19 protein-coding genes and 1 pseudogene are annotated in these 18,914 nt (G+C 71.1%); 12 read left to right on the forward strand and 8 right to left on the reverse strand.

The features are described from left to right. The first annotated feature begins 141 nt into the window (after window positions 1-141). From OG989_RS09635 to OG989_RS09645, 3 genes are all read left to right on the forward strand, one after another. Window positions 142-906, forward strand: a complete 765-nt coding sequence (locus OG989_RS09635) for a TIGR03089 family protein (RefSeq protein ID WP_442791920.1) — start codon at window positions 142-144, stop codon at window positions 904-906. After that, window positions 907-1,503 (forward strand): dihydrofolate reductase family protein, encoded by a 597-nt coding sequence (locus OG989_RS09640; protein ID WP_327030313.1) that lies wholly within the window; start codon window positions 907-909, stop codon window positions 1,501-1,503. 249 nt (window positions 1,504-1,752) lie between these two features. Beyond that, window positions 1,753-2,712 (forward strand): zinc metalloprotease, encoded by a 960-nt coding sequence (locus OG989_RS09645; RefSeq protein WP_151456862.1) that lies wholly within the window; start codon window positions 1,753-1,755, stop codon window positions 2,710-2,712. Window positions 2,713-2,799: 87 nt separating this feature from the next. On the opposite strand, the gene OG989_RS09650 is transcribed toward OG989_RS09645, so the two are convergent. After that, window positions 2,800-3,285, reverse strand: a complete 486-nt coding sequence (locus tag OG989_RS09650; protein WP_327030314.1) for a carboxymuconolactone decarboxylase family protein — start codon at window positions 3,283-3,285, stop codon at window positions 2,800-2,802. A gap of 167 nt (window positions 3,286-3,452) precedes the next feature. On the opposite strand from OG989_RS09650, the gene OG989_RS09655 reads away from it, so the two are divergent. Continuing rightward, entirely contained in the window at window positions 3,453-4,367 is a 915-nt protein-coding gene (locus tag OG989_RS09655) for an RNA polymerase sigma-70 factor (RefSeq protein WP_327030315.1), read from the forward strand. Window positions 4,368-4,428: 61 nt separating this feature from the next. Continuing rightward, a complete protein-coding gene (locus OG989_RS09660; protein ID WP_327030316.1) occupies window positions 4,429-4,911 on the forward strand; it encodes a hypothetical protein in 483 nt (160 codons plus the stop codon). Window positions 4,912-4,971: 60 nt separating this feature from the next. On the opposite strand, the gene OG989_RS09665 is transcribed toward OG989_RS09660, so the two are convergent. From OG989_RS09665 to OG989_RS09675, 3 genes are all read right to left on the reverse strand, one after another. Next, window positions 4,972-5,256 (reverse strand): hypothetical protein, encoded by a 285-nt coding sequence (locus tag OG989_RS09665; protein WP_327030317.1) that lies wholly within the window; start codon window positions 5,254-5,256, stop codon window positions 4,972-4,974. 127 nt (window positions 5,257-5,383) lie between these two features. Continuing rightward, the gene (locus tag OG989_RS09670) at window positions 5,384-5,644 is read right to left on the reverse strand and encodes a hypothetical protein (protein WP_327030318.1); all 261 of its coding nucleotides are present in this window, start codon (window positions 5,642-5,644) and stop codon (window positions 5,384-5,386) included. Next, entirely contained in the window at window positions 5,641-5,928 is a 288-nt protein-coding gene (locus tag OG989_RS09675; protein ID WP_442791921.1) for a DivIVA domain-containing protein, read from the reverse strand. The genes OG989_RS09670 and OG989_RS09675 overlap by 4 nt, the downstream gene beginning before the upstream one ends. Window positions 5,929-6,265: 337 nt before the next feature. Here OG989_RS09675 and OG989_RS09680 point away from each other — a divergent pair. Further along, window positions 6,266-6,463, forward strand: a pseudogene (locus OG989_RS09680) (winged helix-turn-helix domain-containing protein); the annotation flags it as partial. 281 nt (window positions 6,464-6,744) lie between these two features. Continuing rightward, the gene (locus tag OG989_RS09685) at window positions 6,745-8,157 is read left to right on the forward strand and encodes an AAA family ATPase (protein WP_327030319.1); all 1,413 of its coding nucleotides are present in this window, start codon (window positions 6,745-6,747) and stop codon (window positions 8,155-8,157) included. Window positions 8,158-8,988: 831 nt separating this feature from the next. Here OG989_RS09685 and OG989_RS09690 read toward each other — a convergent pair. Further along, window positions 8,989-10,668, reverse strand: coding sequence for a DNA repair helicase XPB (locus tag OG989_RS09690; RefSeq protein WP_151456858.1), 1,680 nt, complete (start codon window positions 10,666-10,668; stop codon window positions 8,989-8,991). 175 nt (window positions 10,669-10,843) lie between these two features. Between OG989_RS09690 and OG989_RS09695 the strand changes: the two genes are divergently transcribed. Both OG989_RS09695 and OG989_RS09700 read left to right on the forward strand, forming a co-directional pair. Beyond that, window positions 10,844-11,737, forward strand: coding sequence for a L,D-transpeptidase family protein (locus OG989_RS09695; RefSeq protein ID WP_327030320.1), 894 nt, complete (start codon window positions 10,844-10,846; stop codon window positions 11,735-11,737). Between the two features lie 141 nt (window positions 11,738-11,878). Then, window positions 11,879-12,127: a hypothetical protein gene (locus OG989_RS09700; protein WP_151457787.1), complete on the forward strand. Its 249-nt coding sequence runs from the start codon at window positions 11,879-11,881 to the stop codon at window positions 12,125-12,127. 10 nt (window positions 12,128-12,137) lie between these two features. On the opposite strand, the gene OG989_RS09705 is transcribed toward OG989_RS09700, so the two are convergent. Then, window positions 12,138-14,618, reverse strand: coding sequence for a helicase-associated domain-containing protein (locus tag OG989_RS09705; RefSeq protein WP_327030321.1), 2,481 nt, complete (start codon window positions 14,616-14,618; stop codon window positions 12,138-12,140). Window positions 14,619-14,703: 85 nt separating this feature from the next. Between OG989_RS09705 and OG989_RS09710 the strand changes: the two genes are divergently transcribed. Then, window positions 14,704-15,327: an HAD family hydrolase gene (locus tag OG989_RS09710; RefSeq protein WP_151457672.1), complete on the forward strand. Its 624-nt coding sequence runs from the start codon at window positions 14,704-14,706 to the stop codon at window positions 15,325-15,327. Window positions 15,328-15,361: 34 nt separating this feature from the next. Then, window positions 15,362-15,748, forward strand: coding sequence for a cold-shock protein (locus tag OG989_RS09715; protein ID WP_132231948.1), 387 nt, complete (start codon window positions 15,362-15,364; stop codon window positions 15,746-15,748). Here OG989_RS09715 and OG989_RS09720 read toward each other — a convergent pair. After that, on the reverse strand, window positions 15,709-16,566 hold the full coding sequence (locus OG989_RS09720; protein ID WP_151457670.1) for a 1,4-dihydroxy-6-naphthoate synthase: 858 nt from the start codon (window positions 16,564-16,566) through the stop codon (window positions 15,709-15,711). The genes OG989_RS09715 and OG989_RS09720 overlap by 40 nt on opposite strands. Window positions 16,567-17,247: 681 nt before the next feature. Between OG989_RS09720 and OG989_RS09725 the strand changes: the two genes are divergently transcribed. Next, complete coding sequence (locus OG989_RS09725) at window positions 17,248-18,123, forward strand: helix-turn-helix domain-containing protein (RefSeq protein WP_327030322.1); 876 nt, start codon at window positions 17,248-17,250, stop codon at window positions 18,121-18,123. Window positions 18,124-18,198: 75 nt separating this feature from the next. Here the strand turns inward: OG989_RS09725 and OG989_RS09730 are convergent, their stop codons facing one another. Beyond that, complete coding sequence (locus OG989_RS09730) at window positions 18,199-18,849, reverse strand: futalosine hydrolase (protein WP_327030323.1); 651 nt, start codon at window positions 18,847-18,849, stop codon at window positions 18,199-18,201. Window positions 18,850-18,914 lie beyond the last annotated feature (65 nt).

The raw sequence follows: 18,914 nt of genomic DNA on the forward strand, positions 1-18,914 counted from the left end.
GGAGTGTCACGCACGGTGCGGTGCCAGTGCCTGTGCGGTGCCCCCGCGGTGTCGGCGCGGGTGCCCGGGACCGGCGCGTCGGTGCCCCGTCGGCCCGTCGCCCGTTGAGTAGGGTGGCCGCAGCCTGCCGAGGAGTGCGAGATGAACATGACCGATGCCCTCGTTCGGGAGCCGCTGGCCGGTGGCCGGACGGCGGAGGTGGACCGGCCCCTGCTGACCTACCTCGACGACGCGACCGGCGAGCGGGTCGACCTGACCGCGACGGAGCTGGGCGGCTGGGCGGCGCGGGCCGCCGGGTTGCTGCGCGACGGGTGCGGGCTCGGTGTCGGCGACCGGGCGGCGGTGATGCTCCCGGCGCACTGGCAGACCGCCGCCGTGCTGCTGGGCGCCTGGTCGGCCGGGGTGGCGGTGTCGTTCCGCCCCCGGGCGACCGCCGGCCTGCCGTCGCTCGAACCGGGCGCCGACCGGCCGTACGACGCGCTCTTCGTCAGCGCGCAGCGGCTGGACGACTGGCTGGAGGACGTGCCCGAGGCGCGGCACCGCTACGTGCTCTCCCTCGGCGCCGCGCCGCGCGGGGAGCGGCCCCTGGGCTACCTGGACTGGCTCGCCGAGGTCGGCCGGCACACCGACGCGCTGCCCGCGTCCGCCCCGCTGACCAGCTCGGACGCGGCCAGCCCCGACGGCACGAGCTACCGCGAGTGGGGCAGCGTCGCGCTGGCCGTCGCGGAGCGGCTCGACCTGCGGGCGGGCGACCGGCTGCTGGTCGACGTCGCCGAGCACGAGCAACCCGTCTACTGGCTGCTGGCGCCGCTGGCCGTCGGCGCGTCGGTGGTGCTCTGCGCCAACCTGGATCCGGCCCGGCTCGACGCCCGGATCGCCGCCGAGCAGATCACCCGGGTGCTGTAGATGGCCGGGATCTACACCGAGGCGAGCATGTCGCTGGACGGCTACATCGCCGGCCCGGGCGAGAGCGGCTTCGACCACCTCTTCCAGTGGTACGGCAACGGCGACGTCGCCACCGCAACCGCCAAGCCGGAGATGACGTTCCACACCTCGCAGGCGAGCGCCGGGCACCTGCGGCACACCCTGGACGACACCGGCGCCCTGGTCGTCGGCCGACGGCTGTTCGACCTCGTGGACGCCTGGGACGGCCGGCACCCCATGGACAAGCCCGTCGTGGTCGTCACCCACCACGTGCCGGACGGCTGGCCCCGGCCGGGCGCGCCGTTCACCTTCGTGACCGAGGGCGTCGAGGCCGCCGTCGCGCGGGCCAGGGAGCTGGCCGGCGACCGCTGGGTGGCGGTGAACGGGGGCAACATCGCCCGCCAGTGCCTGGCGGCCGGGCTGCTCGACGAGATCAGGGTCAACCTGGTGCCGGTCCTACTCGGCGACGGCGTGCCGTTCTTCGACCACGTCCGCGACGCCCCCGTCGAGCTGTCGAACCCGACGGTCGTCGAGGGCGACCGGGTCACCCACCTCTACTACCGGGTCCGCCGACAGTAGCCGTCCGAAAGGACGAAACGAGCCTCGCCGGTACGCCCCGAACAGGCGTGGCGCGGGCCGCGGAACGCCCCGCGCGCCTTCGATCAGCGCTCCCCGGCCCCCTGGCGTTACAGGGAAACAGGCTCTTTCCGCAGGTCTGTTGCATGGGCGATCGACGTGGTCTCATACCGGGGAGACGACGTCATCGACCTGGTCATGACAACCCCGCGTCGACTTCGCACCGCCTCCATCCTCCTGAAAGGTGCACCGATGCACAGGAGACCCATCTTCCGACTCGCGGTCCTCACCGCCACCGCCGCGACGCTCCTGGCGTCCGGCGGCGCCTACGGCGCGGTGTCGGCGGCGCCCTTGCCCGTCTCCCCGGGCGCGGCCGAGTGCGAGCCGGACGCCCACGGGCACGGCGCGGCCCGGCTCGCCGAGGGCGCCACGGCCAAGGAGCCGGAGCTGTACTCCAAGAACGAGGCGAAGGCCTACGGCGTCATCAAGGACGCCCCGCGCCTGGCCAACGGCAGCGTCACCGTGCCGACGGTCTTCCACATGATCTCCGACCACCCGCTCAGCGCGGCCGAGACGACCCGGTGGAACACCCTGATCGCGGCGCAGGTGAAGGTGCTCAACGACTCGTTCGCGGGCCGTACCGCCGCCAACGCCTCCGACACGCCGTTCCGGTTCGACCTCGTCGACACGACGTGGACGGTGAACAGCAACTGGTACACCGTCGTGCCGGGCAAGAACGAGCGCGACATGAAGAAGGCGCTGTACACCGGCGACTCCGAGACCCTCAACGTATACGCGGCCAACATCGGCGGCGGCCTGCTCGGCTGGGCGTACTTCCCGAAGGGCTACAACAACGGCCGCGACTACATCGACGGTGTGGTCATGCTCGACGAGTCGATGCCGGGCGGCACGGCCGGCAAGTACGCCCTCGGTGACACGCTGACGCACGAGGTCGGGCACTGGCTGATGCTGGAGCACACCTTCGCGCACGGCTGCTCCGCCGCCGGCGACTTCGTCGCGGACACCCCGCGCGAGGCGGCGCCGCAGTTCAACTGCCCGGTGGGCGCGGACACCTGCACCGCACCCGGGCTGGACCCGATCCACAACTTCATGGACTACACGCAGGACTCCTGCATGAACATGTTCACGCCGGGTCAGGCGGACCGGATGAGCGACGCCTGGGTCGCCTTCCGAGCCGGCGGCGCCGGCTGACGCAGTGCGCGGGTGGCGGCCGGTCGTCGACCGGCCGCCACCGTCGGCCCCGGACCGGCTGATCCCGGGCCCGGGCCTGATCTCGATTCAGTCGAACGCGGCGGCGAACATGCCCGGCTGGTAGGAGCCGCCCCGCTGATGCACGATCACGGCGAGGCGATTGGCCGCGTTGATCAGGGCGACCAGCGCGACCAGCGCGGCGACCTGATCGTCGTCGTAGTGCTTGCGCACCTCGGCCCAGGTCTCGTCGGACACGCCCTGATAGGCGTCGGCGAGCCGGGTGCCCTCCTCGGCGAGCGCCAGCGCGGCCTGCTCGGCCTCGGTGAAGACGGTGGACTCGCGCCAGGCGGCGACCAGGTTGAGCCGGACCGCGCTCTCGCCGGCCGCTGCGGCCTCCTTGGTGTGCATGTCGATGCACCAGCCGCAGCCGTTGATCTGGCTGGCCCGCAGCGACACCAACTCCTGCGTGGCCTTGGGCAGCGGCGACTGCTGGATCACCAGGCCGGCGTTCGCGAACCGCTTGGCGAACTTCCCGGCGACCTTGTTGTCGAACAAGTTGAATCGGGCGTCCATGCTTCCGTCCTTCACTCCTGGAATTCGGTTGGACGAACACGAGATGCCGGCGTGCAGCGCCGTGTGACGGCGCGGCCGGGGTGACGACTGCCACAACCGGAGGTGTCACAGAACGGTCCGGTCCGGCATCTGATGGGTGACCCAGCCGCGAGGAACAGGAGCCACCCATGGTGGGTACGCCGCAGACCGCCGCCGACGATCGCCCGGACCCGGCCACCGAGGCGTTCCTCGCCCACCGCAACCTGCTCTTCACCGTCGCGTACGAGATGCTCGGCTCGGCCGCCGACGCGGAGGATGTTCTCCAGGAGACCTGGCTGCGGTGGGTGGGCGTCGACCTGGGCACGGTCCGGGACCGGCGCGCCTACCTGGTCCGCATCACCACCCGCCAGGCACTCGTCCGACTGCGTACGCTCAGCCGCCGCAGGGAGTCCTACGTCGGCCCCTGGCTGCCTGAGCCGCTGCTCACCGCTCCGGACGTCGCCGAGGACGTCGCGCTGGCCGACAGCGTCTCGATGGCGATGCTGCTGGTGCTGGAGACGCTGGCACCGACCGAACGGGCGGTGTTCGTGCTGCGCGAGGTGTTCGACCTCGGTTACGACGAGATCGCCGAAGCCGTCGACAAGAACCCCGCCGCTGTCCGTCAGATCGCCCACCGGGCACGGGCACACGTCGCGGCGCGCCGGCCCCGCCGCGTCGTCTCCGCGGCCGAGACCCGGTACGCGCTCGACGCGTTCCAGCGGGCGGTCGAGACCGGCGACCTGCAGGGCCTGCTCGACATCCTCGCGCCGGACGTGGTCCTGCTCGGCGACGGTGGCGGCATCAAGCAGGCAGTCCCGCGGCCCATCCTCGGAGCCGACAAGGTGGCCCGCCTGCTGGCCGGCGGGTGGGGCAAGATCGCGGGCAGCACGTCGTGGCGGCCGGCACAGGTCAACGGCCACCCGGCGCTGATCGTCCAACTCAAGGGCGAGATGGACACGGTCCTGGCCGTGCGCATCGACGGCGGCCTCATCACCGGAATCTACGCCGTACGCAATCCCGAGAAGCTGTCCCACATGGAACGGGAGACCGTCCTGCGCCGGTGAGCCGGAATTCCCCGTCCACCATGGACGCGATCCGATCCCGGTCAGCTTGGTAGCGTGCCCCGTGCGTCCTTCCCTCCTGCTGTTCGCCGGTGGTGCGCTGGCTCTCGCGCAGTCAGCAAGCGGAGCCCGCATCGTCCTTCGTGACGCGGTCGACGCGGAGGCGATGTACGGCGGCGGATTGGATGTCGTCCTGCTGCTGATGCTGGTGGTTACCTCGGTGACCGGCGCGGCCGTTCTGTTCGCCGCCGGTGGGCTGCTGGTTCGTCACCGGGTCAGGCCCGGCCGGACCTTGCTCTATCTGTGGACCGGTCCGATCCTCGTCCGGTCGGCATATGGCGGCTTCCTCGTGAGCGTTCCGAACGACGGTGGCCCGTTTCCGGCGTGGGCTGTCGTGACAGAGGCCGTCGCCGGTCCAGCTCTGGTTCTGACGGTGATCGCAGCAACGTGGTTGCTGTCTTGCGGTCCAGCCGCACGCGGCGACTCCACGGCCTGCCGGCCTGGGCTCGGCCCCGGTCCGAGTTGCGCAGGCACGTGGAAGGCCTGATCGGCGAGTCACGGACGGTCGGGTACGCCGACCACGGAGCCGCCGGAATGCTGACTCTCTTCATCCGGGTGTCCGGTGCCACTGGATGGTCTCCACCGGCGTCGTCGCCGCGGTGATCTCGACGTCCGTGTTGGGGGAGGTGATCGGGATGCGGATGCCGAACCTGGTCTTCTTTACATAGGATTCGAGCACTCCGTGGTGAAGAAGTTCCTGTTCCCTGCCGGCCTGATGCTCGGCGGTGACTTCTCCAACGGCGACTACCTGATGTAGAACGAGACTCAGACGGCGGTCGGCAACCTCGTCGGCGGTCTGGTCTTCGTGGGGCTCGACCTCTACGTGACGCACGTCTGTACCAGTGCGAACCGCAACCGCCCGCCACATCGGGAAGTCGGCATCCGGGCCACGGTGAGCACGGCAGTTCTCACGCGTGGATCTGGGGCGAAAGCTCCCGATCTGGTTCACCAACTACGGATCAGATGCCCGGCCGCACCCGTCTCGCGCAGGGCGGCAGGTGGTCGGTGGGCAGCGCACACCGCGCGCCGCCGGGCAGTGGCCGGGCGCAGAAGACCCAATGGCGTACGCCCTGCTGGTCCTCGGCCGACACGGTGACCCCGCCGGGCTCGACGCGGACGGTGAGCCGCGCCAGCACCCGGGCGGCGGTCCGGGCGAGGATCCGGGCCCGGGGCAGGTCGGGCGCGGTGACTGGCAGGTGGATTACCCAGCGGTCGGTCATCGGTAGAGATGGTTTGTCGACTGGGCGCTTTGCCAGGCGCGCAGCACGTTCTTGATCCGTACGTTCTCCTCCTGCACCGCGACCAGGGCGGTCTGCGCGACGGCGAGTTCGTCGGCCACTTGGTGCAGGAAGGCGCGGATCTCGACGGGGTCGAGGCCGCGCCGGCGGACGTTGAAGCACCGGTCGCGGATCTGCCACGGCCGTAGCTCGCGTGGCGGACGGACGACGTCCGCCGGAGGACGTTGCTCGCGTCGGCTCGTCAGCCGACGGATCAGATTGCGCACAGGTGATCGCCCTTCGTCGGGGTCGCGTCGGTGGAGGGGCGGCCTCCGCCGGTTGCGGGCGACGGAGACCGTCCCGCCCTGCCACCGCAGCCTCGATCGACGGTACGGCGATAGGGCCGCGCCGGGGAGCGCGGGGGAGTGGGGTCTTGGCGGCGATGCGAGACCGGTACGAGAGGCGCCAACCGACCGCAGCAGCACCGCATCACTGAGAGCGACGCTATTGCCACCGAGTTACCTATGTCATCAGTGCTACGTGTGTTGCCTATGCCGTGAAGGTCGATCGATACTGGGCGGGCCAACCGACTGCAAGGGGCCTGACGTGCCTATCCCGCCCACGATGGACGAGTTGCTCGCCGATTTGCTGAAGAAGATCAAGGACGGGGCGTATCCGCCCGGCTCGCAGCTGCCCTCCGGGCGGTCGCTGGCAGCGGAGTACGACGTCTCCCAGTCCACGATCAGCCGTGCGGTGGCGAGGTTGCGGGAGCAGGGCGTGCTGGTCGGCCGCCCAGGGCGCGGCGTCTTCGTCGCCGAGTCCCCCCCCTGCATGATCAGCCAAAACTTACGGCCGCATCCACTCCGCAATTTGCACTTGACAAGACGTCGCCGCTCTCGGGGGTTCTCCTGGCAGGGAATAGGACGTGGCTTGCTTCCCGACGCGCACTGCGGCCCACTCGTCATCTCACTGCCCCTTGCCCCGGCTCGCCCTACGCTTGCATGTAGCCCTCTCGGCCAGCGAACCCGCTACCTAGGCACCCGTGTCTGGTGACCTTGGTGGCTCCTTGGGGGTACGCTGCCAACGGCCCCATAGGAGACATCATGCTTACACGGCTGGAAGTTGACGGCTTCAAGAATCTGCTTGACTTGAACATCGAGCTCGGAGCCTTTACATGTATCGCCGGGCCAAATGGTACCGGTAAGTCGAACGTGTTCGATGCGATCCAGTTCCTGAGCTTACTGTCTGATATGCCGATGATGGACGCGGCGCAGCAGGTTAGGGGTGTCCATGGCGAGCGTGTCGGTGATCCTCGCGACCTGTTTTGGAACGGATATGACGCGAAAGAGCGTCGCATGCGATTCGCTGCGGAAATGATCGTGCCACTCACAGTTGAAGACGACTTCGGTCGGGTGGCAAGCCCAACTATCTCCTTCCTGCGTTACGAGCTTGAGATCGGCTATCAGTCCCCAACGGGAGTGGAGCGCATCGGGCGACTTCGCCTCCTCAAGGAGGCACTTCGGCACATTAACATTGGTGATGCGCCCTCTCGCCTCAGATTCCCGCATAGCGCGTCTAGATTCCGCTCACGCGTACTTCAGGGGCGCCGTAGCGGCGTCGCGTTTATCTCTACCTCAGAAGAGCACGGCGAGCCGGTAATTAGCATACATCAGGATGGAGGGAGTCGCGGGAAGCCTCGGCCATCTGCTGCGTCCCGCGCCCCTGGAACGGTTGTCAGTACTGTGACCGGAAGTGACGATCCGACGATTCTTGCGGCCCGACGTGAAATGCAGTCATGGCGGAGACTCGCGTTGGAGCCGTCAGCCCTTCGTACTTCGGACCGCTTCGTTGATCCGCGCTTCATGGAAGCGGATGGCAGGCATCTGCCAGGGGCGCTCTACAGAATTGCTACCTCTGATCCGAGCGGTGATCCTCAACGAGTCTACTCTCGTGTTGCGAACCGGCTAGCGGAACTTACAGGGGTTTCAGTTCATGGTATCGAAGTTGTGGCGGACGACGTGCGAGAGTTGTTAACGGTCTACCTCAAGGAGCGTTCGGGGCTTCGATTGCCCGCACGCAGTTTGTCTGAAGGAACTCTGCGGTTCCTCGCCCTCTGCGTACTTTTAGAGGATCCCGGAGCCGAAGGGCTCTTCTGCATGGAAGAGCCCGAGAACGGGATTCATCCCGCAAACCTTCCTTCGATGGTTCGCTTGGTCCAAGAGTTGGCAGTAGACACGTCGGACGCACCGGGAGAAGATAATCCGTTCCGTCAAGTCATCATCAACACTCATTCACCGTTCGTCGTGCAGTTGGTCAGCCCTGAATACTTGCTCTTTGCGTCAGTAGGCACTCGCCCCGCTCCAGATGGAACGGCCTCGCGAGGCCTTATTCTCAGGCCACTTTCGGATACGTGGCGGGCCGCACGCGAGGCCGGCACATATACGAAGGCAGACATACTTCCGTACCTTGTTGCGCCTCCTGGCGCGCAGCTAACTCTGGGACTGGATGCCGCGTGATTCACAGAGGTGTGTTCCTTGGGGAGGGGTCAAGTGACGCGGGAATTGCCGTTCACATCGAGCGAATCGCTACCGAGTGCGGTGTCGAAATCCAGCTGACCACACCTGACGCAGACCTGCTGCCAACTGCCGACAAGACGATAGCCGGCAAGCTTCGCGCGCTGATGCGGTTGGGGGGCGAGTATCATGTCATTTTCATTCATCGTGACGCTGACGGAGCCGGCCGAGAGGCCCGCTTATCTGAAATTCAGAATGCGATAATCGAAGTTGCGCCGGACGCTGTCCACGTTCCAATTGTGCCAGTGCGGATGACGGAAGCCTGGCTTGTGCTGGATGAAAGGCTAATTAGAGAGGTCGCGGGCAATCCGAATGGTCGGATTCGCCTCAACATGCCAACCTCCAGGGAAGCCGAACGGATTGCGGATCCTAAGGCACTTCTCAAGGAATTAATAGCAGACGCATCTGAGACGGCGGGTCGGCGAAGGAAATTACTGCAGGCAGCCTTTCCGTATAACAGACGCAGGCTCCTAGAGGAATTAGATCCAGGCGGGCCGGTTCGGCAGTTGGAGTCGTGGCGCCGTTTCATAGACGATACCGCTGAGGGCCTTCAGAAGCTTGGCCCGCTCTAACTTTGGTCGTTTTCTGATTGACCTGACTGACGGTGGCGGTGGCGTTACCGTTTTTCGCGCAGATCTGATCGGGCAGCGGCGGGCCCAGCTAGTGCAGGTGCTCGTCCTGCACGGGCGCACCGTGATCGGCTCCGCTCCGGAACGGCACGTCGGGGCTAATCCGAACGCGTTACATCCAACAATCGGCCTCGGTAAACATGGGTCAGTCGACCGTCGGGAGCTTCGGGCCGAGGACGTCGTCGGCGTCGACGATCGTGTACGCGTACCCCTGCTCGGCCAGGAAGCGCTGCCGGTGGGCCGCGTACTCGGTGTCGATCGTGTCGCGGGAGACGACCGTGTAGAAGTGCGCCTGGCGTCCGTCGGCCTTCGGCCGTAGGACCCGGCCGAGCCGCTGCGCCTCCTCCTGCCGGGAGCCGAACGTGCCCGACACCTGGATCGCCACGGCCGCCTCTGGCAGGTCGATGGAGAAGTTGCCGACCTTCGAGATGACCAGGGTCCGCACCTCGCCGGAGCGGAACGCGTCGAAGAGCCGCTCGCGTTCCTTGTTGGTGGTGGAGCCCTGCACGATCGGCGCGTCTAGGTACTCCCCGAGTTGGTGGAGCTGGTCGATGTAGCCGCCGATGACGAGCACCTGGTCGTCCGGGTGCCGGTCGACCAGCGCCTTCACCACGGGCAGCTTCGTGCGGGCGGTGGCCGCCATCCGGTAGCGCTCCTCGGCCTCCGCCGTCGCGTACGACATGCGCTCCGCGTCGGTGAGCGTCACGCGTACCTCGGTGCACTCGGCCGGGGCGATCCAGCCCTGCTGCTCGATGTCCTTCCACGGCGCGTCGTACCGCTTCGGGCCGATCAGGCTGAACACGTCGCCCTCGCGGCCGTCCTCGCGTACCAGCGTCGCCGTGAGGCCCAGCCGGCGGCGGGCCTGGAGGTCCGCGGTGAAGCGGAAGATCGGCGCGGGCAGCAGGTGCACCTCGTCGTAGACGACCAGGCCCCAGTCGCGGGCCCCGAACAGGTCCAGGTGGGTGAACGTGCCCTTCTTACGCGAGGTGAGCACCTGGTACGTGGCGATGGTGACCGGGCGGATCTCCTTGCGCTCGCCCGAGTACTCGCCGATCTCCTCCTCGGTCAGCGACGTGCGCGCGATCAGCTCGCGCTTCCACTGCCGGCCCGCCACCGTGTTCGTGACGAGGATCAGGGTGGTCGCCTTCGCCTCGGCCATCGCCGCCGCCCCGACCAGCGTCTTGCCGGCGCCGCACGGCAGCACCACGACGCCCGACCCGCCGGCCCAGAACGCCTCCACGGCCTCCCGCTGGTACGACCGCAGCGTCCACGGCTTGCGGCCGTCCTTGCCGGCCTCGGCCAGCTCGATCGGGTGCGCCTCGCCGTCGACGTAGCCGGCGAGGTCCTCGGCCGGCCAGCCCAGCTTGAGCAGCGCCTGCTTGAGCCGGCCCCGCTCGGACGGGTGCACCGCGATCGTGTCGTCGTCGAGCTTCGCGCCGAGCATCCCGGCGAGCTTCTTGCTCTTCGCGACCTCGATCAGCACCAGCCGGTCCAGCGCCCGCAGGACGAGGCCGTGCGCCGGGTCGTTGGCGAGCTGGAGGCGGCCGTACCGGTCCATCGTCTCGGCCACGTCGACCAGCAGCCCGTGCGGCACCGGGTAGCGGGAGTACTTGATCAGGGAGTCCACCACGCCCTCGGCGTCGTGGCCGGCGGCGCGCGCGTTCCACAGCCCGAGCGGGGTCAGCCGGTAGGTGTGCACGTGCTCCGGGGAGCGCTCCAACTCGGCGAAGGGCGCGATGGCCATCCGGCACGCCTGCGCATCCGGGTGGTCGATCTCCAGCAGCAGGGTCTTGTCCGACTGCACGATCAGGGGTCCACCGCTCACGCCAGTGCCTCTCCTCCACCTCGGGTCGCCGGCTGTCCGGGAGGCGACTGACCCGCCCAGGCCGACCCACCAGTGTTGCACGCAGCCGGGTGACCGCAGAAAAATCTGGTCACCTGGAGCAACCGGAGCGGTACTCGCAACGTCTAGCAAAGGGAACACCTGTCAGGGAGGCAGCATGAAGCATGTCCGGATCAGCAGCCGGCTGGTCGCCCTGGCAGTGGTCACGCTGGTCGGTGCCGGTGCGTGCACGTTCGATCCGCAGGCCGGTGGCGGTGGGGGCGGGGGACCCGTCGCGGCCGGGGCTGCGGAGCGGGTAACGGGGGCGAGCGGTACGCCCGGGCCGGACCAGCGGGCGCAGCCGACCACGGCGCCGCCGAAGCCCAAGGTCAAGCCGACGCGGAGCACACCGCAACCGACGCGCCCCACGGCGGAGCCGACGCGCCCCGCGACGAAGCCCACCGCGTCGCCGTCCGTCGCCGGCTGCCCGCAGGGCGAGCACCAGCGCGAGGTGGAGGCGTACCTCGCCCGGCTGGGCGGGTTCGGGCGGGTGACCGTCGACGGCCGGCAGTCCGCCGGCGACTGCGACGCCATCAGGAAGTTCCAGAGGCGGTACGACATCCGCCCCGCCCACGGTCGCGCCGGGCCGACCACCCACGACGTGGCGAAGCGGCTCGCCACCACCGACACGGCGCGCTGCCGGGCCGGCTCGGGCACCACCTTCTGCATCGACCTGACCCGGCAGACCACCTGGGTCATGCGCAACGGCAAGGTGCTCGTGCAGCCGACCGTCACCCGCACGGGCATGCCCGGCTACCGCACCCCCGCCGGCACGTTCACGATCAACTACCGCAACGTCAAGGAGTGGTCCGACCCGTACGAGGTGTGGCTGCCGTACTGGCAGCACTTCACCCAGGGCATGGGCTTCCACCAGACCACGACCTACCTGCACGAGAAGTCGATCGGGTCGCACGGCTGCGTCAACCTGCTGCCCGGCGACGCCGTCCGCTACTGGAAGCTGGGCAAGGTCGGCAGCAAGGTGGTGCTGGTGGGCCGGCGCCCCGGCACCTGAGCCGCCCGGCGCACCTGAGCCGCCCCGACACGCCTCCGTGGCATCGCACAACTCGTCCGATCCGGGTTTTATCCCCTGTCACTCCCGCCACGGCGGTGTCACGCTGGATGCCAGGCGTCGAACCGGACGGGGAGGCTGGAGATGACGGTCGACCGTGAAGTGATACCGGAGCACAGTCCCGCGCCCGACCGGTCGCCCGTCGAGGAGGTCTCCACCGCCACCGTGGTCGCGTACGGGGTGGCGGCGGTGGTGCTCGTCGGCTGGTTCCTCTTCGGCTGGCTGGTGCTCGAACAGGGCTTCGTCGACTCGGTCGGCGAGTCGGCCGGCGCCGGGTTCACGCTGCTGCTGATCGTCTCCGTCGTCGGGACCGTACGCCGCAGCCGGCGCTGACCCGACCCGCTCAGTCCTCCAGTACCGCCGCCGTGATCCGGTGCAGGGCGAACGTGTGCAGCATCTCCGTCCGGTCGTCCTCGGCGCGCAGGTAGCCCGCGCCCATCGAGACCGGCCGGACGAGCCGGGACGCGGTCGCCCCGTGCGCGTCGACGTACCCGACCCAGACCCGCGCCCGGTCCCGGATCGCCTGCTGGAGCACCGCGAGGGCGTCGCTGTGGGAGGGCGCCGGCGCCGGACCGGTGCGCCCGACCCCGCCCCGGACCATGGCCGGCGCCCGTCGCGCGGCCCGGGCGGCGGCGTCGCCCCGCCGGATCTGCTCCACCACGCCGAGCAGGCGGGGCATGGCCAGCTTCGATGTGGTCAGCGGGTCGACCGTCCGGGTCGTCACCGGCACCCGGGCCGGGGCCCGCCGGGTCTTCGGGCGGGCGAGCACCGCCGACCCGCTCGCGTCCTCCGGCACCGGGGCGTACCCGGCGTCGCGCAGCACCATCAGCATCCGACCCACCTGGTACGGCGTCGACAGCACCGTCGGCGCCAGCCGGCGCAACGCCAGCGGCTCCAGCCGCCGGTCGGCGAGCACCTCCGTCAGCAGCGCCTCGTCGTCGCTCCGTACGTACGCCCCGGCGGAGCCGACGCGCAGCCCGCCGTGCTTGCGGGCCACGTCGTCCACCAGGTACGTCAGCCCCTGCGGGACGGGGGTGCGGGACCGCCGGCGGAACAGGGCGTGCAGGTCGTCGGCCGAGTAGCCGGCGTCCAGGGCCCGGCGCACGCTGGCCGGGGTGACCCGGTGCACGCTGGCCCCGCCGGCCGACTCGTGCTCCGCCACCACCTCCAACTCGGCGGCCAGCGCCGGGTCGGGCGGGCCGGGAACCACGACGGTCAGGTCCGCCTGCACGAGGAAGTGGTCCACCGGGGCGGGCAGCAGCGCGTCCAGCGCGCGTACGGTGCTGGTCGGGTCGCCGCTCTCGGTGTCCGCCCGCAGCCCGAGCGGGTCGTCGCCGCCCCGCTCGTCGGCGGCGGTCACGTCGGCGAGCAGCAGCCGCCCGTACGAGGTGAGCGCCCCCAGCCCCGTCACGCCCAGCGTGGCCGCCTCGGTCAGCACCTCCCGGTGCGCGGCCTCCCGCCCCCGGCTGCGCCGCGGCGCCCGCCAGTCGAGCAGGGCCAGCACCTCCCCGGGGGTGGGCCCGGTGGCCGGCTCCAGGTCGGCGAGGACCTCCAGCACGGCCCGTCGGGCGGCCGGCGCGCCGGCCCGTTCCGCCTCGGCGGAGAGCACCGTGATCGGCCGGTCCCGGTCGTCGCGCTGCCCGACCAGCCCGGCCTGCCGGGTCATGGTCAGCCAGGCCCGGGCGAGCTGCTCCCAGCGCTGCGCGAGCGTCCCCGCCCGCCACACCTCGTACCCGGCGGTGGGCAGGACCTGCTGGTCGGCGCCGTGCCGGGTGGTGGTGGCCCCGGGCAGGTCGACCTCGCCGGCCAGCCCGCCCGCGTACGCCGCCTCCAGCAGCAGGGCCGCCGTCGACTCGTCCACCCCGACGGCCTTGGCGAGCCGGCGCAGGTCGCGGACGCCCAGGCCGCCCGAGCGCAGCACCGGCGCCGGTTCGGCGGCGAGCTGCTCCAGCAGCGCCTCGGTGTGGCGTACCACCTCCATGGTCTGCCCGGCCCCGGCGGAGTCGGCGGCCTTCGGCTCGCGCGGCGCCGTGGCCACGGGCGGCGGGCTGCTGCGCAGCGGGCCGAGCGGGCCGCTGTCGCGGCGCAGCAGCAGGCCCACCTCCCGGGGCAGTTCGACGGTGCCCGTGGCGCCGGCCCGGCCGCCGGAGACCGGCACCAGCAGGTGGTGGTCGACGAGCCAGCGCACCGGCGAGCCGGTCGGCACGCCGCCGTTCGTCGGGTCCGGGGGCAGGTCGGCCTCCGCACCGAGCGGGGGCGCCTGCAACGCGCCCGCCGGCACGCTGCCGACCGGCGGCCCGGCGGCCAGCCGGTCCAGGATCGCCCGGGCCGAGGGCGGGGCGGCCAGCAGCGTCCGCCGCAGCTTCGCCGGGTCCGCGCAGAGCGCCGCCGCCCGCGGGCCGAGCTCCGCCGCCGATCGACCCAGGCCCGCCGGGTACGGGGAGACCTCGTCGACGCTCGCCACCACGCGCAGGGCACTCTCGGGGCCGTACAGCACGAAGAGCGCGCGCAGCCGGTCCACGGCGGCGCGGACGGTGGTGGGGGCGGGCGGCTGCGACCCGGCGGTCGCCATGGCGAGCACCGCGTCGGTGGAGGTGGTCTGCTCGGCCGCGTCCCGGGTCAGCCGGGCGGCGTCGAGCATCAGCAGGGTGAACTGGTCCAGCGCGTCGAGGGCGCGGGCCACCGAGACCCGCGACTGGGCCCGGGTGGCGAGCGCGGAGACGTCGGCCGGCACGGGTACGACGAGGTCCGGCCGCAACTGGAGGAGGGCGGCGAGCGACTCGTCGGGAAGTGACCGCAGGTGGTCGGCGAGTGAGGTGGTCATCGTCGTTCCACGCTAGCCCGGCAGAGGGTCCTCCCGCCCCTCGGACGTCCGGCTGACCGGGGGTTGGGCGGGTACGTTCTCCCGCATGGCAGCGCTGACGGTCGGCTTCGACCTCGACATGACCCTGGTCGACTCGCGTCCCGGCATCGCCGACACGTTCCGGGCGTTGACGGCCCGCACGGGGGTGCACGTGGACGCGGCGGCCGCCGTGGCGCGGCTCGGCCCGCCGCTGCGTACGGAGATCGCCCGCTGGTTCCCGCCGGAGCAGGTCGACGAGGCCGTCCGGACGTACCGCGAGCTGTATCCGGCGTACGCGATCACACCCACCGTCCCGCTGCCCGGGGCGGTCGCCGCGATCGACGCGGTACGCGAACGCGGCGGGCGGGTGCTGGTGGTCACCGCCAAGCACGGCCGCCTGGCCCGGCTGCACCTCGACCACCTGGGCCTGGTGGTCGACGAGGTGGCCGGCGACCTGTTCGCGGAGGGGAAGGCGACCGCCCTGCGGCAGCACGGCGCGACCCACTACGTCGGCGACCACGTGGCCGACATGGTGGCGGCGGGGGCGGCGGGCGTACCCGGCATCGGGGTCGCCACGGGCCCGTGTGCCGCCGACGAGCTGCGCGCGGCCGGGGCGGCGGTGGTGCTGGATGATCTCACCGGATTCCCGGCGGCGCTGGACGGCATGATCCGGCTAGCCTTGGAGCGGTAGACGTCTCAAGCTCAAGCGAAGCAGGGGTTCTCAGGTGCCGACGGGTCGAGTGAAGTGGTTTGACGCGGCCAAGGGATACGGGTTTGTCACCAGTGACGAGGGTGGCGACGTGTTCCTGCCCAAGGGCGCGCTACCGACGGGTGTCACCGACCTCAAGGGCGGTCAGCGGATCGACTTCAGCGTGGTGGACAGCCGCCGGGGCGCGCAGGCGATGGGGGTCAAGCTGCTCGACGCCCCGCCGTCGATGGCGGAGTTGCGTCGCCGGCCGGCCGAGGAGCTGCACGGCCTGGTCGAGGACATGATCAAGGTGCTGGAGGCGAAGGTCCAGCCGGACCTGCGCCGGGGTCGCTTCCCCGACCGCAAGACGGCGCAGAAGATCGCTCAGCTGGTCCACGCGGTCGCCAACGAGCTGGAGGTCTGAGGCACCAGCCCGGCGTCGGCGGCCCGGCCGAGCAACGCCTCGACGGCGGCGAACCCCGCGTCCCCCAGGTCGGCGGTGAACTCGTTGACGTAGAGCCCGATGTGCCGGTCCACCACGTCGGGCTCCATCTCCTGGGCGTGGGTCAGCACGTACTCCCGGCTGGCGGCCGGATCGGCCCAGGCCTGGCGTACCGACTCGCGGATCCACCCGGCTGCGGCCTCCGGGTCGACCGCGCCGCGCCGGGCCAGGATGGCCCCGAGTGGGATGGGCAGGCCGGTGTCGGCCTCCCACCACTCGCCGAGGTCGACCAGGGCGGTCAGGCCGTGCCGTGGGTAGGTGAACCGGGCCTCGTGGATGACCAGCCCGGCGTCGTACCGGCCGGCGGCGACGCCCGGCATGATCTCGTGGAACGGCACGACCTCGATCCGCGCCGGGGGCCGGTCGGCCGCCCAGAGCCGGAAGAGCAGGTACGCCGTCGTCCGGTCGCCCGGCACCGCCACCGTGGCACCGCTCAGGTCGGCGCGCCCGGGGCCGTCAGGCCGGTCGGGGTGGTCGCCACGGGTCAGCACCAGCGGGCCGCAGCCGCGGCCCAGCGCGCCCCCGCAGGGCAGCAGGTGGTAGTCGTCCAGCAGCCACGGCAGCGCCGCGTAGCTCACCTTGACCAGGTCGAACGCACCCCGTTCGGCGGCCGTGTTGGTGACGTCCACGTCGGCGTACGTGACATCGACCGGCGGTGCGCCGGGCACGAGACCGTGCACCAGGGCGTGGAAGACGAACGTGTCGTTGGGGCAGGGCGAGAAAGCCAGCGAGAGCGCCACACCCTCACCGTATCCCCGCCGCCGGGGGCCCGGCTTCGCCCGGCCCTCACGACTGTGACCTGCCCCGCGAGGTGGCCCTGCCCCGCGAGGTGGCCCTGCCCCGCGAGGTGGAGGCGCGGGAGGTGGAAGTGTGCGCAGTGACGAGCAGCTAGCTTCCGCCGAGCGGGAGCTCTGACGCCACGAGCCACGGGTCGAGTGGACGCGACGGCGACAACCAGGGCGGCAATGGTGTTCTGTTCGGCCCCTGTCGAGCTGCCCTCACGGATGGGGCAAGCCGCGATTCGGCAGATAGGGCAAGCCGCGATGCGGCAGCTGGGCAAGTTGCGATCCGGCGAGTGCCGCCCGCACCAGCGCGGAAGCGGCCTGAGGCCGGTCGGTCCGGTGCGGCGGGCGCCGAGTACCGCTCGGTCGCCGCCGTCGCATCCCTGCTGCCGGATGACCCGGCTGATGCCCGAGTGCACGCACATCGCACGCCGGGGACCAGTGCAGACGGCCATTCCTGGATACCCGGCCGCTCAACGGTGCCGGCATCTCCGTAGGCCAGTGGTCTCACGAACGGGGCAGCTCGACAGCGTGCCGAAGAACACTCGGCCGTAAAGCGCCAAGCCAGTTGTCCACAGGATTGTCCACAGGTGTGTCGCGCTTGTTGACGGGCGCTTGTGGCGTCGCAACGATCGACATGTGGCGGAGCCGACCGGACCGATCGAGGTGGGGGCGGCGCTGCGTGCTCTCCGGCGCCAGGCAGACCTGAGCCAGCGGGAGTTGGCGCGTCGGTCGGGCGTACCCAAGAGCACGCTGGCGCGGATCGAGGCCGATCCGGCAGCCGATCCGAAGCTGCGGACGGTGGAGCGGTTGGTGCGGGCTGCTGGCGGAGAGCTGGCGGTGGGCGTCCGGACCGCTGACCAACGGAGCACGGACGGCGAACCGGGGGACGGCGAACTGGGGGCCGTCACCGTGTTGCCGTTCGTACCGCACGACGGACGACGCGACGAGGGAGGCCGCCGCTATCCCGCGCACCTCGACGTCCGGGAGGTCCGGACGCTGAAGGACTGGCCGGGTGCGTGGTGGGGGCACTGGTACGTTCCGCCGGAGCAGTGGCCGGCGCGGGTGCCGGAGAGGACGTACGACCTCCACCGTGGGCGACGCGACGCGCGACGGGTACGGGAACGGGCCCGCGCCGTCGTCAGTTTCCGTCGTGTGACGGAGGGGGTGCCGGACGGGTGCTGGCGGTTCGTGGCCCAACTGCCGGGCGGCGAACTGGTCGGCGAACTCCGGGCACACGAACGCAGCGAGGACCTGCTGCTCGGTGAGGATATGGGCGACCGGCGGGAGATGGTGCTGGACGGAGTCCTCGTCGTGCCCCAGTTGCGCTTCCTGGGCATCGGCCGCCGGCTGCTTCAGCTCCTCGGCGAGGGAATGGACGGGGCCGGTATCCAAACGGTGCGCGTCGTCGCCGACATCGGTGGGGCCGGCTTCCTGATCGCCTGCGGCTACCAGGTGGAGGCGGGGCGACCGACGGCTCTGCGGTTCGACCGGCGACCGACGTCCGGAGGATGATCGCAGGGCAGGGCAGGGCAGGGCAGGGGCAGGGGCAGGGGCAGGGCGGGCCAGCGCGAGGGCAGGTGGGCGGGCTCAGCTCAGGGCCGTGGCGGCGGTGGTGAGGGCGGCGAGCGCCTCGCGCATGCGCCAGGCGTCGCGGTCGCGGGGGCCGATCGGGTTGGAGACGGTACGCAGCTCGGCGAAGGGGACGCCGGCCTGCGCGGCGGCGACGGCCACGCCGTACCCCTCCATGGCCTCGGCGACCGCGTCGGGGTGACGCCGGCGCAGGGCGTCGGTGCTGGTGGCGCTGCCGGTCACCGTGCTGACGGTGAGCACCGCGCCCACCGTCGCCGTCGGCAGCGCGGCCCGCAGGGCGGCCAGCAGGCCGGGATCGGCGGCGAGCGCGATGCCGCCACCGAGCCACTCCGGGGGCATGCCCAGCTCGTCCACCGGGAGGAAGCCCGCCGGCGACTCGGCGCCCAGGTCGGCGGCGACGGACATGGCGCCCAGCACCGTCGCGCCGACGTCCGCCCGGCCGGCGAAGCCGCCCGCCACGCCCGCGCTGACCACACCGCGGTACGGGCGCCCGGCCGCCTCGGCGAGCACCAGCAGCCGGGCGGTGGTGGCGGCGGCGACGGCGGGGCCGACGCCCACGGGCAGCACCGTCGTCGACGCATCCGTCAGGCCCGCGCGGACCGCCTCGGCCTCGGCGGGCACCGCCGTGACCACCAGCAGGCCCGTCACGGCAGGGGCCCCTGCGGCTCCCGCCGGGTCTCGTCGTCCGCCCCGCCCGGCCCGCCGACGGCCGA

This window comes from Micromonospora sp. NBC_01740, assembly GCF_035920365.1.
Taxonomy (GTDB): domain Bacteria; phylum Actinomycetota; class Actinomycetes; order Mycobacteriales; family Micromonosporaceae; genus Micromonospora; species Micromonospora reichwaldensis.

Excerpts from the sequence above, each read along its gene's own strand:
- OG989_RS09635 (WP_442791920.1), top strand. The coding sequence starts at position 142 with ATGAACATGACCGATGCCCTCGTTCGGGAGCCGCTGGCCGGTGGCCGG.
- OG989_RS09640 (WP_327030313.1), top strand. The coding sequence starts at position 907 with ATGGCCGGGATCTACACCGAGGCGAGCATGTCGCTGGACGGCTACATC.
- OG989_RS09645 (WP_151456862.1), top strand. The coding sequence starts at position 1,753 with ATGCACAGGAGACCCATCTTCCGACTCGCGGTCCTCACCGCCACCGCC.
- OG989_RS09650 (WP_327030314.1), bottom strand. The coding sequence starts at position 3,285 with ATGGACGCCCGATTCAACTTGTTCGACAACAAGGTCGCCGGGAAGTTC.
- OG989_RS09655 (WP_327030315.1), top strand. The coding sequence starts at position 3,453 with ATGGTGGGTACGCCGCAGACCGCCGCCGACGATCGCCCGGACCCGGCC.
- OG989_RS09670 (WP_327030318.1), bottom strand. The coding sequence starts at position 5,644 with ATGACCGACCGCTGGGTAATCCACCTGCCAGTCACCGCGCCCGACCTG.
- OG989_RS09685 (WP_327030319.1), top strand. The coding sequence starts at position 6,745 with ATGCTTACACGGCTGGAAGTTGACGGCTTCAAGAATCTGCTTGACTTG.
- OG989_RS09695 (WP_327030320.1), top strand. The coding sequence starts at position 10,844 with ATGAAGCATGTCCGGATCAGCAGCCGGCTGGTCGCCCTGGCAGTGGTC.
- OG989_RS09700 (WP_151457787.1), top strand. The coding sequence starts at position 11,879 with ATGACGGTCGACCGTGAAGTGATACCGGAGCACAGTCCCGCGCCCGAC.
- OG989_RS09705 (WP_327030321.1), bottom strand. The coding sequence starts at position 14,618 with ATGACCACCTCACTCGCCGACCACCTGCGGTCACTTCCCGACGAGTCG.
- OG989_RS09710 (WP_151457672.1), top strand. The coding sequence starts at position 14,704 with ATGGCAGCGCTGACGGTCGGCTTCGACCTCGACATGACCCTGGTCGAC.